General features: G+C 44.0%; 13 protein-coding genes and 4 tRNA genes. 7 read left to right on the forward strand and 10 right to left on the reverse strand.

The features are described 5' to 3' along the window. Positions 1-5: 5 nt before the first annotated feature. From EKG39_RS05075 to orn, 9 genes are all read right to left on the reverse strand, one after another. Positions 6-1,328: an N-acetylmuramoyl-L-alanine amidase gene (locus tag EKG39_RS05075; protein WP_126504634.1), complete on the reverse strand. Its 1,323-nt coding sequence runs from the start codon at positions 1,326-1,328 to the stop codon at positions 6-8. Between the two features lie 2 nt (positions 1,329-1,330). Continuing rightward, a complete protein-coding gene (tsaE, locus tag EKG39_RS05080; protein WP_126504635.1) occupies positions 1,331-1,789 on the reverse strand; it encodes a tRNA (adenosine(37)-N6)-threonylcarbamoyltransferase complex ATPase subunit type 1 TsaE in 459 nt (152 codons plus the stop codon). Positions 1,790-1,922: 133 nt separating this feature from the next. Next, positions 1,923-3,401, reverse strand: a complete 1,479-nt coding sequence (locus tag EKG39_RS05085) for an NAD(P)H-hydrate dehydratase (protein ID WP_126504636.1) — start codon at positions 3,399-3,401, stop codon at positions 1,923-1,925. Between the two features lie 488 nt (positions 3,402-3,889). Further along, positions 3,890-4,345 carry a hypothetical protein gene (locus EKG39_RS05090; protein WP_126504637.1) on the reverse strand — a complete coding sequence of 152 codons (456 nt, stop codon included), beginning with the start codon at positions 4,343-4,345 and terminating at the stop codon, positions 3,890-3,892. 998 nt (positions 4,346-5,343) lie between these two features. Further along, positions 5,344-5,419: transfer RNA gene (locus tag EKG39_RS05095), tRNA-Gly, on the reverse strand. A 14-nt stretch (positions 5,420-5,433) separates the two neighbouring features. Further along, a tRNA-Gly gene (locus EKG39_RS05100) sits at positions 5,434-5,509 on the reverse strand. A 14-nt stretch (positions 5,510-5,523) separates the two neighbouring features. Beyond that, a tRNA-Gly gene (locus EKG39_RS05105) sits at positions 5,524-5,599 on the reverse strand. Positions 5,600-5,645: 46 nt separating this feature from the next. Then, positions 5,646-5,721: transfer RNA gene (locus EKG39_RS05110), tRNA-Gly, on the reverse strand. Between the two features lie 113 nt (positions 5,722-5,834). Beyond that, the gene (orn, locus tag EKG39_RS05115) at positions 5,835-6,380 is read right to left on the reverse strand and encodes an oligoribonuclease (RefSeq protein ID WP_126504638.1); all 546 of its coding nucleotides are present in this window, start codon (positions 6,378-6,380) and stop codon (positions 5,835-5,837) included. A gap of 113 nt (positions 6,381-6,493) precedes the next feature. On the opposite strand from orn, the gene rsgA reads away from it, so the two are divergent. The 5 genes from rsgA to EKG39_RS05140 all read left to right on the forward strand — a co-directional run bounded on the left by rsgA (position 6,494) and on the right by EKG39_RS05140 (position 13,658). Continuing rightward, positions 6,494-7,552 carry a small ribosomal subunit biogenesis GTPase RsgA gene (gene rsgA, locus EKG39_RS05120; RefSeq protein WP_126504639.1) on the forward strand — a complete coding sequence of 353 codons (1,059 nt, stop codon included), beginning with the start codon at positions 6,494-6,496 and terminating at the stop codon, positions 7,550-7,552. A gap of 35 nt (positions 7,553-7,587) precedes the next feature. After that, a complete protein-coding gene (gene asd, locus EKG39_RS05125) occupies positions 7,588-8,451 on the forward strand; it encodes an archaetidylserine decarboxylase (protein WP_126504640.1) in 864 nt (287 codons plus the stop codon). Beyond that, positions 8,451-9,335 (forward strand): DMT family transporter, encoded by an 885-nt coding sequence (locus EKG39_RS05130; RefSeq protein ID WP_126504641.1) that lies wholly within the window; start codon positions 8,451-8,453, stop codon positions 9,333-9,335. Before asd ends, EKG39_RS05130 begins: the two co-directional genes overlap by 1 nt. A 161-nt stretch (positions 9,336-9,496) precedes the next feature. Next, a complete protein-coding gene (locus EKG39_RS05135; protein WP_126504642.1) occupies positions 9,497-12,700 on the forward strand; it encodes a mechanosensitive ion channel domain-containing protein in 3,204 nt (1,067 codons plus the stop codon). A gap of 262 nt (positions 12,701-12,962) precedes the next feature. Further along, positions 12,963-13,658: a glycerophosphodiester phosphodiesterase gene (locus EKG39_RS05140; protein ID WP_126504643.1), complete on the forward strand. Its 696-nt coding sequence runs from the start codon at positions 12,963-12,965 to the stop codon at positions 13,656-13,658. A 138-nt stretch (positions 13,659-13,796) separates the two neighbouring features. Here the strand turns inward: EKG39_RS05140 and EKG39_RS05145 are convergent, their stop codons facing one another. Then, positions 13,797-14,129 (reverse strand): DUF3392 domain-containing protein, encoded by a 333-nt coding sequence (locus EKG39_RS05145; RefSeq protein ID WP_185817519.1) that lies wholly within the window; start codon positions 14,127-14,129, stop codon positions 13,797-13,799. Between the two features lie 313 nt (positions 14,130-14,442). Here EKG39_RS05145 and EKG39_RS05155 point away from each other — a divergent pair, with 313 nt between their 5' ends. Beyond that, a complete protein-coding gene (locus tag EKG39_RS05155; protein WP_126504645.1) occupies positions 14,443-15,369 on the forward strand; it encodes a D-2-hydroxyacid dehydrogenase in 927 nt (308 codons plus the stop codon). A 238-nt stretch (positions 15,370-15,607) separates the two neighbouring features. Continuing rightward, a complete protein-coding gene (locus EKG39_RS05160; RefSeq protein ID WP_126504646.1) occupies positions 15,608-15,799 on the forward strand; it encodes a bacterioferritin-associated ferredoxin in 192 nt (63 codons plus the stop codon). The last annotated feature ends 101 nt before the right edge of the window (positions 15,800-15,900 follow it).

The following is a 15,900-nucleotide window of genomic DNA, read 5'->3' on the forward strand; positions in this document are numbered from 1 at the left end:
GTGACTTAAGCCCTTGGTATAACCAACTTTTGACCAATACGTAATGTATTAGATTTCAAACCGTTGGCCTTCTTAATACTGATTATTGAAACCTGATACCTGTGCGCTATAACCGACAATGATTCCCCTTTACGGACATTGTGCTTAAAGGAACCTTTACTTGCCATCAATGAGTTGACCGGCGGATTCGCTTCAAAGTAGCGTAGCACCCCTTTATGTACCGCTTTTGCAATATTATTCTGATGCTCTCTCTGCGACAAAAGCCGCTCCTCTTTATGATTCGATATAAAGCCGGTTTCAACCAAGATCGAGGGGATATCGGGTGACTTGAGTACTGCAAAGCTGGCAGATTCAGGTTTATGCTTATGCAGTTTGGTTACTTTGCCTAAGTTGGAAAGCACATCGTCGGCGATGTTATGACTGATTGCCATAGATCTATCCATCGACATATCTAATAGAGTCATGGCCAAGTACTGCTCATTATCGGTACTTTGAATTATCTCACCGGCTCCACCTAATAACTCTGAATGCTTCTCTTTCTGCTCGAGCCAGCGACCAATTTCACTGTTTGCCCGGCGCATAGACAGCACCCAAACAGATGCTCCTCTGGGCTGAGATGAGGTAAACGCATCCGCGTGAATAGAAACTAAGAGATCGGCTTTACTATTTCGTGCAATTTCAGAGCGCTTATTGAGGTTAACAAAATAGTCCCCGGTGCGGGTCATGACGGCTTTCATACCTGGTGTTGCATTGATCTGAGCTTCGACTTTTTTCGCAATCTGCAGGACAATTTTTTTCTCATATATGCCTGATGGTCCTATGGAGCCAGGGTCGTCCCCGCCATGGCCGGCATCGATCGCAACGATAACGTCACGCAACTTCTGCTTAGGTTTGCTGGTTGGTTTAGTCTTCGAACCGGAACGGCTATCATCAAGATCGACCACCAGTCGGTTGCCATATGGCGCCGTAGGTGAGAGGGCAAACAGGTTTGCCTTTACCGGCTTAGTCAGATCGATAACCAGCCTGAGCGTTCCCTTAGCAGGTGGCTTACTAATACGCACTCTTTTGACTATTTTACTGTTGTTTGCCAGCTTTTTGAGATTAAGAGAGGTCGATGTTCCTTTGAGATCGACGACCAATCGGTAAGGGCCGGTGAGGGTGAAATGGGTAAAGCTAGGTGCCTTACTCAAGTCGAAAACGACCCTAGTCGACTCAGGAGCAGCCCATATCCGCACACCATCGAGCTTTGTAGCGCCATTGGCTACAAAGGAGATACAGACAGACAGTGAAACTAATAGAAACTTAAAAATAAAATCAATTCTTATCATTGTTATTTGAGTTTACTCAAGAGTTGGCTTCCCTTATCTGAACCAGATGAGATTTCAACTTCCCTACGTTCACCTACATAGTTAATTTGAAGACTGATATCGGCCTGAGGTAACAGACCATGCCCTCTATCCGGCCATTCAACAATACAGATACTTCTCTGTGTAAAATAATCTCTGATCCCCATGAACTCCAGCTCTTCAGGATCGCTCAACCGATAAAGATCAAAATGATAGAGATCGATCCCGTCAAACTCATAGGGTTCAACTAATGCGTAGGTAGGACTCTTCACCGCCCCTTTATGTCCTAAGGCTTGGATGAGGCCACGACTCAAGGTTGTCTTACCCGCACCCAATTCGCCAGACAAATTCAGCATCAGAGGTGGAGAAATAACTGCCGCTAATCGCTTACCAAGATCCACTGTATCTTGTTCATTATCGAGGTAGACTTTTACTGATGTCATTGTATTGAGTTTACTAACCTAAAGTTGTTCCGAACCTGTTACTTTATACCAATTAACCAGTCAGCTAAATAGCTTTCATGTAATTACACTAAATCGTCTCTGTGCCCCATTAAACCTTATGGGGTAACGGCAATCATATTCGGTTCACCAACTGCCTGATATGGGGCATTAAGTCACTGGCAAGCATCCCCCTCTCTCCATCCATTGCGGCGCGGTCGGCAGCTTCTCCATGCACAACCACTCCCATAATTGCCGAAGAGAGTTGATCGAATCCCTGCGCCATCAGCGCAGCAATAATTCCTGATAACACATCGCCACAACCGCCACCGGCAAGCCCGGGGTTACCTACAGGGGCAACGTAACATTGTGAACCATCATAAATTAAAGTACCCGGCCCCTTTAATACCACCACCCCACCATATTTCTGCTGTATGGCTTTAACCGCCGCAAACCTGTCGTTTTCAACTTCTTTTGTAGAAATACCCAATAATCTGGCTGCTTCACCGGAATGAGGGGTCAAAACCCAATGATCCTGTCTTCCATGTTCTGCGCTGAGTAAATTCAGGGCATCAGCATCCATCACGCAAGGTTTATCACTCAAGCCTACAGCCTTGAGTAGATTGTAGCCCCAATCTTGCTTACCAAGACCCGGACCAATAACCAAAATATTGGCCCATCCGAGGCGAAGGTAAACTTCCATATCGACTAACTCACATCCCCAGAACATCAGCTCAGGTCTATTTGAATTTACGACAATTTGATGTTCAGGCCTGGATATTACCGTGACCAGACCAGCTCCCGCCCTAAGGCAAGCCTCCCCGGCTAACCTGACCGCACCAGCCATACCTGAATCGCCGCCAATAACTGATACCTTTCCGGATAAACCTTTATGTGAGTCTCTATCTCTGGGTTTAATATGTTGATTAACATAGTCAATAGAGACATTTATTGACTTAGGCTGAGGCAGATATTCTGTTAAGCCCAGAGCCGTAAACAGCAACTGACCAACACAGTGTCTCGCACGACCTGTCATTAGCCCTTGTTTAATCGCACCAAAAGTGAGTGTAACATCGGCCTCTACGGCATTAGGTCCTGTTCCTGTATCCCCATTGATACCCGAGGGAATATCTAAGCTAAACACCCATGCACCACTGGCATTGATGCTATCGATGGCAAGTTTAAAGTCGCCTTGTATGTCACCACTAAAACCGGTACCCAGTAAACCATCGATGATCACATCTTCCGAGAGTGCCTTTTCCGGGGAAAAACGCTCCACCTCTCCACCAGCCTCGATGAAAAGTCGTTGCGCTTTAAGTACCTCTTCCCCCATCTGCTCTCGGGTAAATGCCATTAGCGCAACGCTATAACCCGCCACCAGCAACCTCCTGGCACACACGTAGCCATCCGCGCCATTGTTACCGTAACCGACAAGTACCAAAATGGAACTCGATTTATCTTGTGCCATTTCAATCTGCTCGAATGCTGCTTTACCCGCAGATTCAACAAGCCGATAAAAATCTGTGTTTCCACTATCGACAAACTTTTGTTCAGCGGTTCGTACTTGCGAGCTTAAGAACATTTCACAAGGAAAAGTCGATCCGTTTGGCAACATGATTATTTCTCCGTTGAGGTTACGTAAAGCAGAGACCAGCATTCTGAATGCCTAGAATAATAAGATTAATAGAATTTGAGCTTAGATTCGTAAATAGATTCACTTGTCACTACACTTATGTAAGAGAAAGTTGATCTCGCACAAGAAATCAGTTCAGGAGCAAAGGGATGAAGCTCTTTACGTTACTCGTATTAGCGATATGCATGCTGTTATTGAGTTTACCGTTACAATCAAAAATTTTGATTCAAGCACTTTTACTTCTATGCCTGCTACTGGTAGGGATAGGCCTGTATAAAGCAATTATTCAGCCATGTAGCGATAAAGATGATGATGGAAATTAACAGTTCAACCTTATTTCTAGCTGAATTAAACTTAAAACATTAAAAAAGGCACCCTAAGGTACCTTTAGTTAGGCGCTGCATCTGATTTTAGTTGTATCTAATCGATACCAATCAGATTAAAAGCTGCAATTGCTATAACTTGAAATTTTACATGTCATCCATACGGATACTGCTGTGAACCAAGCGCTGTTGCTGAATTTTCTCTACACGTACCAAGTCGTTTAAGGCTCCGGCTATTTCGCTCGATGAAGAGTTTTCAGCCGTCTTATTCAACAGGTTAATCAAAGCGTTATCCAGTTCTAAATGAAGCTCTAACACATCTTCCTCTGACATGTTTGCAGTGAGCACAGTATCCTGGCATCGTTTGACAAAATCCTCAAACGTGATGTCTTTATACCAGGTATCTAACACCCGCTTTGGTGCTTCATCAATATAGTTTTCTAATTTTTCAGCCACACCCTTTTGATGTTGTTGAAAATATTCAAGCATCATCTTCACTCTCGATGAATCTGCCTCTGTCTGTAATCTATTATACAGTTGTGCCATCTCTACGCGGCAAGTAGCAACATAACCTAATAGTTCGCTGAGTTGTTGAAATCGCATGAATCGCTCCCAAAAAAATACTTGCCAAAAATCGGCTCAATTAATCATCTATGTAGGCATTATGCAAACAAACCACGAAGGAATACTTGAACAAGTTCAAAGTTTGATACTTCCGAGACCGCTACATTAGGAGTTGTTAAAAGAAATCAGCATCAGATCACGCTTATCAAATCTACGTGATTTAAACATAAAAAAATCAGAAATTGAGAGGTAAGCTTTACAACCCATCACTGTTGAAGCAAGTTTTTGATTCTTATGGGGCCGGTAGCTGCCAGCTAGCGATAGCTTGCCAAGCGAATAGCATCTCGCTTAAAAAGTTTTTTGTTTGAAAGTTTTGAGATGTTTGAGATGTTTGAGATGTTTGAGATGTTTGAGATGTTTGAGATGTTTGAGATGTTTGAGATGTTTGAGATGTTTTAAATATAGGGGAAGATTGGAGCTAGCTTTTTATTTGAACAAGAGTGGGTTCGAACCGACCTTTGGCTTAACGATTAGCTACGCCTTAGAAAAAAGAGGGTATCGACTCGTTCTATTTACCGAACAAGAAGCACAACTGAGCTAATTTCGTTTAAAACTTTATGAAGTGTTTGAGGTGTTTGGAGTGTTTGAAGTGTTTGAAGTGTTTGAAGTGTTTGAGAAATTTAAATATAGGGGAAGATTGGAGCGAGCTTTTGATTTAAACCAAAGGGGTTCGAACCGGCACTTAGCTAAACGAGAAGCTATACCTTGGCAAAAAGAAGGTATCGACTATTTCTCTTGACCTAACGAGGGAGCGCAACTGAGCTAATTTCGCATAATCTTTTAAAGCTAGGAGAATTTTAATCAAGGAGAAGATTGGAGCGAGCTTTTGATTTAAACCAAAGGGGTTCGAACCGGCCTTTGACTTAACGAGAAGCTATACCTTGGCAAAAAAGATGGTATCGGCTCTTTCTACGAGCACAACTGAGCTAATGTCATATAATCTTTTAAAGCTACGAGGATTAAATCAAGAGGAAGATTGGAGCGACATATCGGGTTCGAACCGATGACCTATACCTTGGCAAGGTATCGCTCTACCAACTGAGCTAATGTCGCATAATCTTTTAAATTGGAGCGACATATCGGGTTCGAACCGATGACCTATACCTTGGCAAGGTATCGCTCTACCAACTGAGCTAATGTCGCTTAATCTTTTAAATTGGAGCGACATATCGGGTTCGAACCGATGACCTATACCTTGGCAAGGTATCGCTCTACCAACTGAGCTAATGTCGCTTAAAACTTTTCTTAAAGACTTTGGTAAATCTCTAAGTTATAAATTTGGAGCGACATATCGGGTTCGAACCGATGACCTATACCTTGGCAAGGTATCGCTCTACCAACTGAGCTAATGTCGCAAAACTTTACTTTTTAATACTCCCCTAAATCGGGAAGCCGTAAAGTTGAGGCCGCATTATATGAGAATTTCATCTCTCTGCAACCCCTTCTTGAAAATAAACTGACTGATTGGTCAAATTTTAAATACTTTTGCCCGATAATACTGCAGTTCTGCTATAGATTCCTGAATATCGACCAATGCTTGATGAGTTCCCTGCTTAGTAAAACCATTCATTAATTCTGGTTTCCAGCGACGAACAAGCTCTTTGATTGAACTCACATCAATATTTCGGTAGTGAAAGTAGTCTTCCAGCTCCGGCATATATCTATTCATAAAGCGTCTATCCTGGCCTATGCTATTGCCGCACATAGGAGAGTCGCCTTTGGTGGCATGCTGAGAAAGAAACGCTATCGTCATTGCCACAGCTTGCTCTTCACTATATTTACTGGCACGAACCCTATCAACTAAACCCGACTCACCATGGTGTTTCTGATTCCAGTCGTCCATTACAGCAAGCTGTTCTTCAGATTGGTGAATGGCAATGACAGGCCCCTCAGCGAGAATATTTAACTCTTTATCTGTCACTATTGTTGCAATCTCAATGACTCTATCGACGCTAGGATCTAGCCCTGTCATCTCTAAATCTACCCATATGAGATTGTTTGCATCTGCAGCCATAGATCTGCCTTATTGTTCCGGTTTGCCTAAATTCAGGCTTTTTTGTTTAAGACCGTGTATCATACTGCTTTTTTAAGCAACACAAAATCACCTTATTTTACGATGGCAAATCTGTGAGTAAAAAGAAACCCCTAAGTCAAGGCCAACGCCGCCGTATGCGGGCCAATCAAGAGAAAAGACTGCAACGGAAAGATTCAGGCAGTAATGCCCCTGAATTACAGGATAGTTCACTTGGGCCGGAACAGCTCGGAACCGTCATATCTCGTTTTGGCCAACATGCCGATATTGAAACAGAATCGGGACAACTGGTTCGCTGTAATATTCGTCGAAATATTCAAAGCCTGGTCACCGGCGATAAGGTCGTCGCGAGATTAGCTCAAGATATAGAAAAGGGAATTGCCGGAGTAGTGGAAGCCGTCCACCCCCGTCACTCCTATCTTTCTCGCCCCGATCTCTATGATGGCATTAAGATCATTGCCGCCAATATTGATCAAATTTTGATAGTATCTTCCGTTGTTCCAACCTTCACGACTCAGATCATCGATCGCTATCTGGTTGCAGCCGAAGACACGGGTATCTCCCCCATTATTGTCCTCAATAAGATCGACCTCCTTACCGATGAGGAACGACCTGAAGTTGAAGCGGCTCTCGAGCGTTATAAAAATATTGGCTATTCCGTCTATCAAGTCAGCAGTAAGTCTGGACTTGGCGTGGACGCTATAAAAGAGCTTCTAAATGAAAAGGTCAGCGTTTTTGTTGGCCAGTCCGGTGTAGGCAAGTCTTCACTGATCAACGCCATGATGCCAGATGCTGAGTTACAAATTGGCGATGTATCTGAAAACTCAGGCTTAGGCCAACATACAACGACTACGGCAAAGTTACTTCATTTTGCCAGCGGTGGTGATCTTGTTGACTCTCCGGGTGTTCGCGAATTTGCTTTATGGCACCTTCCCGCCGAGCGGGTAGGATGGTGCTTCATAGAATTCAGGGATTACCTTGGAACCTGTAAATTCAGAGACTGTAAACATAAGAACGATCCCGGATGTGCGATAACAGCGGCATTTAATGATGGTAAGATTGCAGAAGACAGATATAACAACTATCACAAAATTATCGCTAGCTTAGATGAACAGCGTCACGCTCGACACTTCAGAGCCGGTTCTGACGAATAAGAGTGCAACTCATTAAAATTTAAGGGAAGTAAAACGTGGACAAAATTAAAATTGCGCTGCAATACGTGATGCCAAAGCACTTAATTTCTCGCCTAGTAGGTAAATTGGCGGCAGCAGAACTTGGTAGTATCACCACAGCTGCGATTAAGTGGTTTATTAAGCAGTATAAAATAGACATGAGCGAAGCGGCGCAGAGTGAGCCAGAAGCTTATACGACCTTTAATAATTTTTTCACACGTGCCCTAAAACCAGGTGTACGTCCTCTGTTTGACGACAAAGACTACATTGTCCACCCGGTGGACGGCGCAATAAGCCAGTGTGGTCCAATCAAAGATGGTCAAATTTTTCAAGCGAAAGGACATGAATATTCGTCACTTGCACTGTTAGGCAATCAGGCTGATGATGCGAAGCGCTTCGAAGATGGCGATTTTGCAACTATTTATCTGGCACCAAAAGATTACCATCGAATTCATATGCCGATTAAGGGTACTTTGTCAAAGATGACCTACGTACCCGGAGAGTTGTTTTCAGTCAACCCATTAACCGCTGAAAATGTACCCGGTTTATTTGCCAGAAATGAGCGTGTCGTCGCTCTGTTCGAAACTGAAATTGGCCCAATGGCTATGGTACTTGTCGGCGCAACCATTGTGGCAAGTATTGAAACCGTCTGGGCTGGTACTGTTACGCCACCAACTGGCAAGAAAGTCTTTACCTGGGATTACCCTACTGAAGGACCAGATGCACTGACTCTCGATAAAGGCGATGAGATGGGCCGCTTCAAATTAGGAAGCACTGTGGTTATGTTATTTGCTAAAGATGCATTGGATGAGTTTGCCGAAGATGTCGCAGCTAAAGCAGTCACTAGAATGGGGCAGCCGTTTGCAAAAATAGAGGACTAATGAACCAAACTGCAAATCAAAAACAATCAGGTTTATTAGAGCTACACCTCGCGGTGCTGCTATTTGGCGGCACTGCACTCTTCTCTAAACTTATCCCCCTAAGTGCATTAGATATCACTCTTTTAAGATGTTTTGTCGCAGCCTTGGTCCTCGCACTCATAGTCAAAGCAAGTAAACACAGATTGTTATTAAATTCTGGTCGAGACTATCTGATTGCCCTGGGCTTAGGGATAGTTGTTAGCCTGCATTGGGTCACCTACTTTGCTTCTATGCAACTCTCATCTATCGCCGTCGGCATGATAGCTTTCTTTACCTACCCGGTTATGACCGTATTAATCGAGCCGATAGTTACCGGTAATAAAATTCAAAGAGTCGATATTGTCAGTGGTATCACAGTGCTCATAGGTGTCACTTTACTCATCCCCGAAGCCAACTTGGGTAATGATGTGACCTTAGGCATCGCCGTGGGCGTGTTATCCGCTGCGTTTTTTACTGCACGCAACTTACTCCATAAACGATATTTCTCAGCTTACTCCGGCCCCCAAGCGATGTTTTACCAAACTGCAGTAGCTGCTGTTTTTCTGGCTCCATGGCATAGCGTAGAGATCAACACTATAGAACAGAATGTTTGGGGTTTAATACTTCTGTTAGGTGTTGTTTTTACTGCCGCTCCCCATGCGTTATTTACGGCGGCATTAAGACATTTAAGCGCGAAAACCGTCAGTTTAGTTTCTTGCCTTCAGCCATTTTATGGTGCCGTACTCGCCCTGTTTTTCCTCGGTGAAAACCTGGAACTTAAGACAGTTTTAGGCGGAGTCCTCGTCGTCGCTACCGCAATTTTCGAGACCCGACGGAGCCGCCGTACATATAGAAAATCAAACTAACCCAAGCCTTTTTCATTGAGATTGACCATCGAACTGTTGGTTACTGATTCGAACAAAGTCGACTCTTAAGTAATGAACTGTTCAAATTGATAAAAAGAGCTTGAACTGCGATACCATTATCTTACTATACCTCTGTTCCTTTTCTCTGCCAGCATCAAACTATGCGACTAATTTTACTGCTCTTAGTATTCATGTTTACCCCCTTTGCCAATGCCAACTCTCCTCTTGGGCTAGATAAACGTCTGGGGATAAACCAAACCACAGCTAAAAACCTTTCAGTTGAAGAAAAGCTGGCGCATTTAACACGTGCAACCGAAGAGCAAAAGTTGCTTGCACAGAGCTACCAAGAATCGATTGATAGTTATCAGACTCATAAGCTCAGTATTGAACATCAACTTGTTCAAGCTCAAAACCCTCTCTCTTTGTCACAAAGTCAGGGGTTAACTCAACAAGCTTCTCTTGCGTATTTGAGGCTTTCAGAGTTAAAAGAGACAGAAGCCAATCTGAATGGAAAAATAACAGACTTAATAAAGCTGCATAACCAGCTGCCGAATAAGATAAGTTCGGCTCGACAAACACTTTCCCAGAACAAGAAGCATACAATCACTCAACCGCCCAGCGGAGAAGAACTTGTACTTCAGGCACAACGTCAGCTCTATATTCAAACCTTAGCGACACTTGAAGCTGAACTTGCCAGCAGCCAAAAACGCATAGACCTCAATCAGAAACAGATGTTACTGGTTAGAAAACAGCTATCCCAACAAGAAAACCTGATTGAAACGCTTAACAGCGCAGTGGCTCTGCAACGCCAGAAGAAAACCGATGCTACAATCGCTAAAAGTCTGATTGAAACCTCGACGGAGAAAGATCCTCTCACCCAAGAGCTAAGCGCAATCAATCAAAACTATGCCTCTGAGTTAAAAGGTCTGACAACCAAAACCAATCAGGTAGTAAAACAACAAGAGGTGGCAGAGAACCGATATCAACAGCAAGCCAAGCAGTTGGCAAATATTCAACAACAGATTGGATGGATTAAGCTCAACTCGGCTTTTGGCGAACGCTTTCTGCAGATGCTGCAAACATTACCGAACCCGCCAAACCAAGAAAAGCTACAAAATAAAATTGCCAATGCAAGAATGGCAAGATACCAAGTCGAGCAAGATCAAACCCTCAACGGACAGCAGCTACTGGCTCAGGATTCATTCACAAGCATACAGAATAAATTACTCGACTCTCAGCATGCGCTGATCACTCAGCTATTACAGAGCTATGATCTGTACCTGAGTGAACTGGGCGACTTAAGGGTTGTTTACGAGCAGCTGACTCAACAGCATTTAACCTTAAAAAGTACCCTGAACGAGCACCTGTTTTGGGTTCCGAATGCAAACTCTATCGGACAACTATGGTTCACTGAATTCTACCAGAGTACACAATGGCTGGTACATCAAGCTCCCTCCATAGATCTATCAAACTCCTTCACTGAACGCAGTGGTTTTTGGTCCTGGTGGATTATACTCTTTGTACTCTGTCTCGTTGCCCAGGACATTGTGACGCCTAAGTTTAAAACCGCCATGGCCCAGGATGTGACGTTCGTGGGGAATGTAACCCAAGATCAATTTGTTTATACCTACAGAGCACTTATCAATTCGCTGGCGTACAGCATCATTAAGCCTCTGCCCGTCATCACCGCGGGTTTAATCATGTACTACTCCAGTCAAAATATGGTTTCGGCCATAGGCATGGGGGTGTTAGCCATTGGACTACTCTACCTCCTCTATCGTTTTACTTACCTGCTGGCACTCGACCGCGGCCTGTTGATCAGCCACTTTAAAGGTGAAAAAGAGATCATTCGCGAGGGCCAGCTCAGGTTCAAAACATTCACATTAATGGCCATACCTTTCTTCGGCATCATGGGGTTTACAGAGTTTATTGATAACTCGGTACTACGAAACAGCATAGGAAGAGGTGCATTTATTGTATTCTGCATCATGTTGTTTTGGTTCTATAAGGATATTCTTGCCCTGTCGAAAAAAGAGCATCACTACCACCAGGATGGTAAGAATAAGAAGCTTATTCAACGTATCTTATGGGCTATTCTTCTATTCGTCCCACCCGTGTGTGCAGTGCTTGCATTCAGGGGGTACTACTACACAGCCTTCCAGATGCTGTTACAGTTGCAGTTATCTCTGTTACTCTCATTAGGATTTATGTTGCTCTATCAGTTGATAAAGCGCTGGATGTTGATTGAACGACGCAGAATCGCCTTCGACCGGGCAAAAGCCCGCAGAGCCGAGATCCTCTCCCAACGTGAACGAGGTGAAGATCCTCAAAACACCAATGACTCTCCAGACACCTATGAAGAGCCCGTAGTCGACTTAGAGACCATCTCCAGCCAATCTTTGGGCTTAGTACGTTCATTGCTGCTGTTGGCCTTTCTCGCCTGTTTAATCGGCCTTTGGACCCAGACTCACACGGCGCTATTCTCTTTGCTCGACGGAATAACTCTCTGGACCAGTAATTCAGTAATCAATGGGATTGAACAGCAGCTACCAATCACATTAAAGTCGTTACTGTTAGGGCTTATCATTGTGGGCTTCTCACTGATGATCGCCACCAATTTGCCTGGTTTGCTAGAGCTTATGATCTTGCAACGACTCGATTTAACCCAAGGTACAGGGTTTGCGATAACCACCGTCAGCCGCTATCTGGTGGTTTTCTTCGGCCTGCTTAGTGGGTTCTCGACCCTTGGAATGGAGTGGTCAAAACTCCAATGGCTGGTCGCAGCATTATCGGTAGGTTTAGGTTTCGGTCTTCAGGAGATCTTCGCTAACTTTATTTCAGGCTTGATCATTCTATTTGAAAAACCTGTACGTATCGGCGATACCGTCACTATCAGAGATCTCACTGGAACTGTGAGTAAAATTCAAATTCGAGCGACAACCATTATAGACTGGGACAGAAAAGAGATTATCGTTCCCAACAAGGCATTTATTACCGAGCAGCTAATCAACTGGTCGCTATCGGATCCGATCACCCGTGTCATTGTGTACGTTTCTGTTGCAAGAGATTCAGATCCGGCACGTGTCGAAGCCGCATTATATCAAGCGGTAAAGGAGTGTGATGACGCCTTGGATACACCAGAGCCAGAGGTCTGGTTTGCCGGTTTTGGCAAACATACTCAAGACTTCGAAGTCAGAGCATATGCCAAGGATATGAACTCGCGTTGGCCACTACGTCATAAGTTACATAAACGGATCAGTAAAAAGTTAAACGAAAACAATCTTGAATTAGCATATCCGCAGCTGGAAGTGCATATTAACAATAGCCAGAACAAAGATGCTCAAGGAGTTATTAGGGCCTGTTGACCTTTCATGGTTGTTTTTGCAGCGAGGGGTTGGCATTTTATACAAGGCGGAGCTTGTGCGGTGTAGTTACTCTACATGAATAAGCAACAACGTAGTAGAAATGGCCAACAAACGCTGCCCTACGGGCTCATCTCAATGGGCATATTGCTGTGTTACGAGCTTTTCGCTTAACCCATTAGGCGTCATAGCTCGAAGCCTTGCACTAAACCCATTGAGATTGAGCAAAATTCAAGCTCGAAAGATAAACAGGCCCTAGAACCTAATGATTATTTTCGCACATAGAGGAGCAAGCGGTTATGCCCCGGAAAATACCCTCGCAGCAATGAAAAAAGCTATCGAGCTGGGGGCCGAGGCGATAGAAATTGATATTCATAGCGTAGAGGGAGAACTCTATGTATATCATGATAGAAGGCTTGATCTTAAGAGTAGTGGAACGGGGCTCATCAGTGACGTCAGCCGCGAGTATCTGAAAAATATCTCTGTTGATGGTGAAGCGATCCCGACGCTTTGGGAGGTGATGACCTACCTGAGTAAGCAAAACTGTCTCGTCAATATCGAGTTAAAGGGGATGACATCTCTGGCCCCCTTTATCGCCCTGTACCCAAAGCTCATTAATGAGCTGGGGTTCCGGGCCGAGCAATTACTGATCTCATCCTTTCACCATGGATTTCTACAGAAGTTTCGCCACTCCTACCCCCAGGCTTTTGTCGCACTGCTGTTAGAGGGCATTCTCTTCAATACTATCGATGCAGCAATACAGCTTGATGCCTACTCTATCCATTTCAGCCTGAGCTTTATTACCTCCGAGTTAGTCGACGAAGCTCACTCGAAAGGATTAAAAGTGTTCGTGTATACCGTCGATCATCCCGATGATATTCATGAACTGGATAGCATAGGGGTAGATGGAATATTTACCAATTACCCTGATAAGGCGGCACAAACACTGGCCCAGGGCTAAATATCAATATTATTGAACCCATACATGAAAAAGTTCGATATTATTAATAAACGCGAGACATTCAGTCTGGTGGATTTAAGATAAAATTGTTCGCACAATCAGCACATTCCAGCCTAAACTAGATATTGTTGTGACTCATTAAACTTGACGATTACCTTGTGCCCAGGCACCAATAAGAAAGAAGATAAGCGTCACCACAAGCAATAACCAGTGAGCAGGCAAACTGGCCATGTTTCTGGCAAGTATGGGACTAACTGAAATAATCAGTAAACCATAGCCAAATGCATTGACCAATACAAAAGCTAACGTCCTGAGCACAAATGATCGAGTGGCCAACTTTCGCCTTAAGAAGCGATTGATATCGGCGCCGAATACGACAAGAGTACAGGCAACTATGGCTGTCGCGATCTCGTTAAGCCAAGGATAGAGCCAGGTTCCAACCTGATGAAATATTGAAATAATTTGTTCCATTCTAGGATCCATGAATAATACCAATCAGTATAAGAAAGTGATCTACTCAGAGTTACTTTTGGAAAACTAATTCAAGGCGAATAGATGATGCAATGGTGCTCCCTTGTGAAGCTATTCAACGAGGAAGTAGGCAGCCAAAAAGACTCCTGAAAGGCGAGTTTTAGCGTTTCTGAAGCTGCGTTAACGAGCTTAAACGTAGAGCAACTATGTTCTTCACTCGCTGCCTTGCCTCAGAAGCGCTAAACTCTCGCTGAGCGATCACATCTTTATACTGATTGGTATAATAGTCAACTTAAGAATAAAGGGAGTGTGTATGAGACACAAGTTACTATTATTGACCCATGAAAATGAGCGCTATCGTGATCTGCTTACCTCCTGCCATCTTCCTGAACTCACCCTACTGGGTGATGACCCGCAAAACATAGTTGAAGCCGATATCTGGCTTGCCGAACCAGGCCTCGCCGCCCCAATTCTGCCCCACGGTAGAAAGCTTACCTGGATGCAATCCACAATGGCCGGAGTCGACGCCTTAGTCAAACCGCGTCAGAGAAAGGACTATCGACTCACAAATGTGAGGGGCATATTTGGCCCATTGATGAGTGAGTACCTTTTTGGCTATTTGCTGGCTCACCAGCGAGAGCATCAAAAATATAAGTCGCAGCAGGCTGAAAAAATTTGGCTTCCCGGTAGCTTTAAGACACTTCAGGGCCAGCACCTGCTCCTACTCGGCACCGGTAATATCGCTAAGCACCTTGCGCAAACCGCCAAGCATTTTGGCATGCGGGTCACCGGAATCAACCGTGGCGCCAAACCAACTAAGGGCTTCGATGAAGTAGACACCTTAGCGCACTTACCTAAGTACCTGGTGCAGGCTGACGCTATCGCCAGTATCTTACCCAGCACTCCTGATACCAAAGGTGTCCTCAATACCGAAATGCTTTCTCTGATGAAACCTGAGGCCATCTTATTTAATCTGGGGCGCGGAGATGTGTTGGATTTGGACGCGCTCTATCAGCAATTAGTTAAAAATTGTCAGCAAAATGCAATTTTAGATGTCTTTAATCAAGAGCCACTTCCCCGGGAACACCCTATCTGGTCATTACCAAATGTCATCATAACCCCTCATATTGCAGCGCCCAGTTTTCCTGAACAGGTCGTGGAGATATTTATCGAAAACTACCACAAGTTACTCAATGGTGAGCAACTATCACATGAGGTCAATTTTCAACGCGGTTATTGAAAATGAGTCGATTCACCGGTCCTTATTCAAAGCTGAAACCTGCAGGGTTTTCAGCTTAACGGGCCTTCTACACGACCAATAAAGCTTATCTGCTTCCACTTTCTTCTAAACAAGAACCTCTGTCACATTTTTTAATAACACACACCAGGATTTTTAGCAGTAAACTATAACCACCAGCTATTAGCATTGAGAATCATTTTCATTTATACTTCTTAAATCGAATTAGGGAGACTTTTTAATGTACGTTTGTCTTTGTCATGCAGTAACTGATACACAGATCAAAGAAGCCGTTAGTCAGGGGGATATCTCTCTTGCTGATGTTAAAAAGCGCTTAGGTGTAGGCAGTCAATGTGGAAAGTGTACCAGAATGGCAGGCCAGATCATTCAGAGGCAGTTAGACATAGAGCCTAACTATTACGAAGTAGCCTAAACTTCTAAGCCCCTCTATTGTTCTAAGCTTCTAAGATAATCGTACTCCCAATAAAAAAGCTGCCATCGGCAGCTTTTTTTAGTAATAACGACTTATACCGA

The sequence above is a fragment of the Shewanella atlantica genome (genome assembly GCF_003966265.1).
GTDB lineage: Bacteria > Pseudomonadota > Gammaproteobacteria > Enterobacterales > Shewanellaceae > Shewanella > Shewanella atlantica.

Coding starts and splice junctions, on each gene's coding strand:
- EKG39_RS05075 (WP_126504634.1), bottom strand. CDS start 1,328: ATGATAAGAATTGATTTTATTTTTAAGTTTCTATTAGTTTCACTGTCT.
- tsaE (WP_126504635.1), bottom strand. CDS start 1,789: ATGACATCAGTAAAAGTCTACCTCGATAATGAACAAGATACAGTGGAT.
- EKG39_RS05085 (WP_126504636.1), bottom strand. CDS start 3,401: ATGTTGCCAAACGGATCGACTTTTCCTTGTGAAATGTTCTTAAGCTCG.
- EKG39_RS05090 (WP_126504637.1), bottom strand. CDS start 4,345: ATGCGATTTCAACAACTCAGCGAACTATTAGGTTATGTTGCTACTTGC.
- orn (WP_126504638.1), bottom strand. CDS start 6,380: ATGGCTGCAGATGCAAACAATCTCATATGGGTAGATTTAGAGATGACA.
- EKG39_RS05130 (WP_126504641.1), top strand. CDS start 8,451: ATGAACCAAACTGCAAATCAAAAACAATCAGGTTTATTAGAGCTACAC.
- EKG39_RS05135 (WP_126504642.1), top strand. CDS start 9,497: ATGCGACTAATTTTACTGCTCTTAGTATTCATGTTTACCCCCTTTGCC.
- EKG39_RS05140 (WP_126504643.1), top strand. CDS start 12,963: ATGATTATTTTCGCACATAGAGGAGCAAGCGGTTATGCCCCGGAAAAT.
- EKG39_RS05145 (WP_185817519.1), bottom strand. CDS start 14,129: ATGGAACAAATTATTTCAATATTTCATCAGGTTGGAACCTGGCTCTAT.
- EKG39_RS05155 (WP_126504645.1), top strand. CDS start 14,443: ATGAGACACAAGTTACTATTATTGACCCATGAAAATGAGCGCTATCGT.
- EKG39_RS05160 (WP_126504646.1), top strand. CDS start 15,608: ATGTACGTTTGTCTTTGTCATGCAGTAACTGATACACAGATCAAAGAA.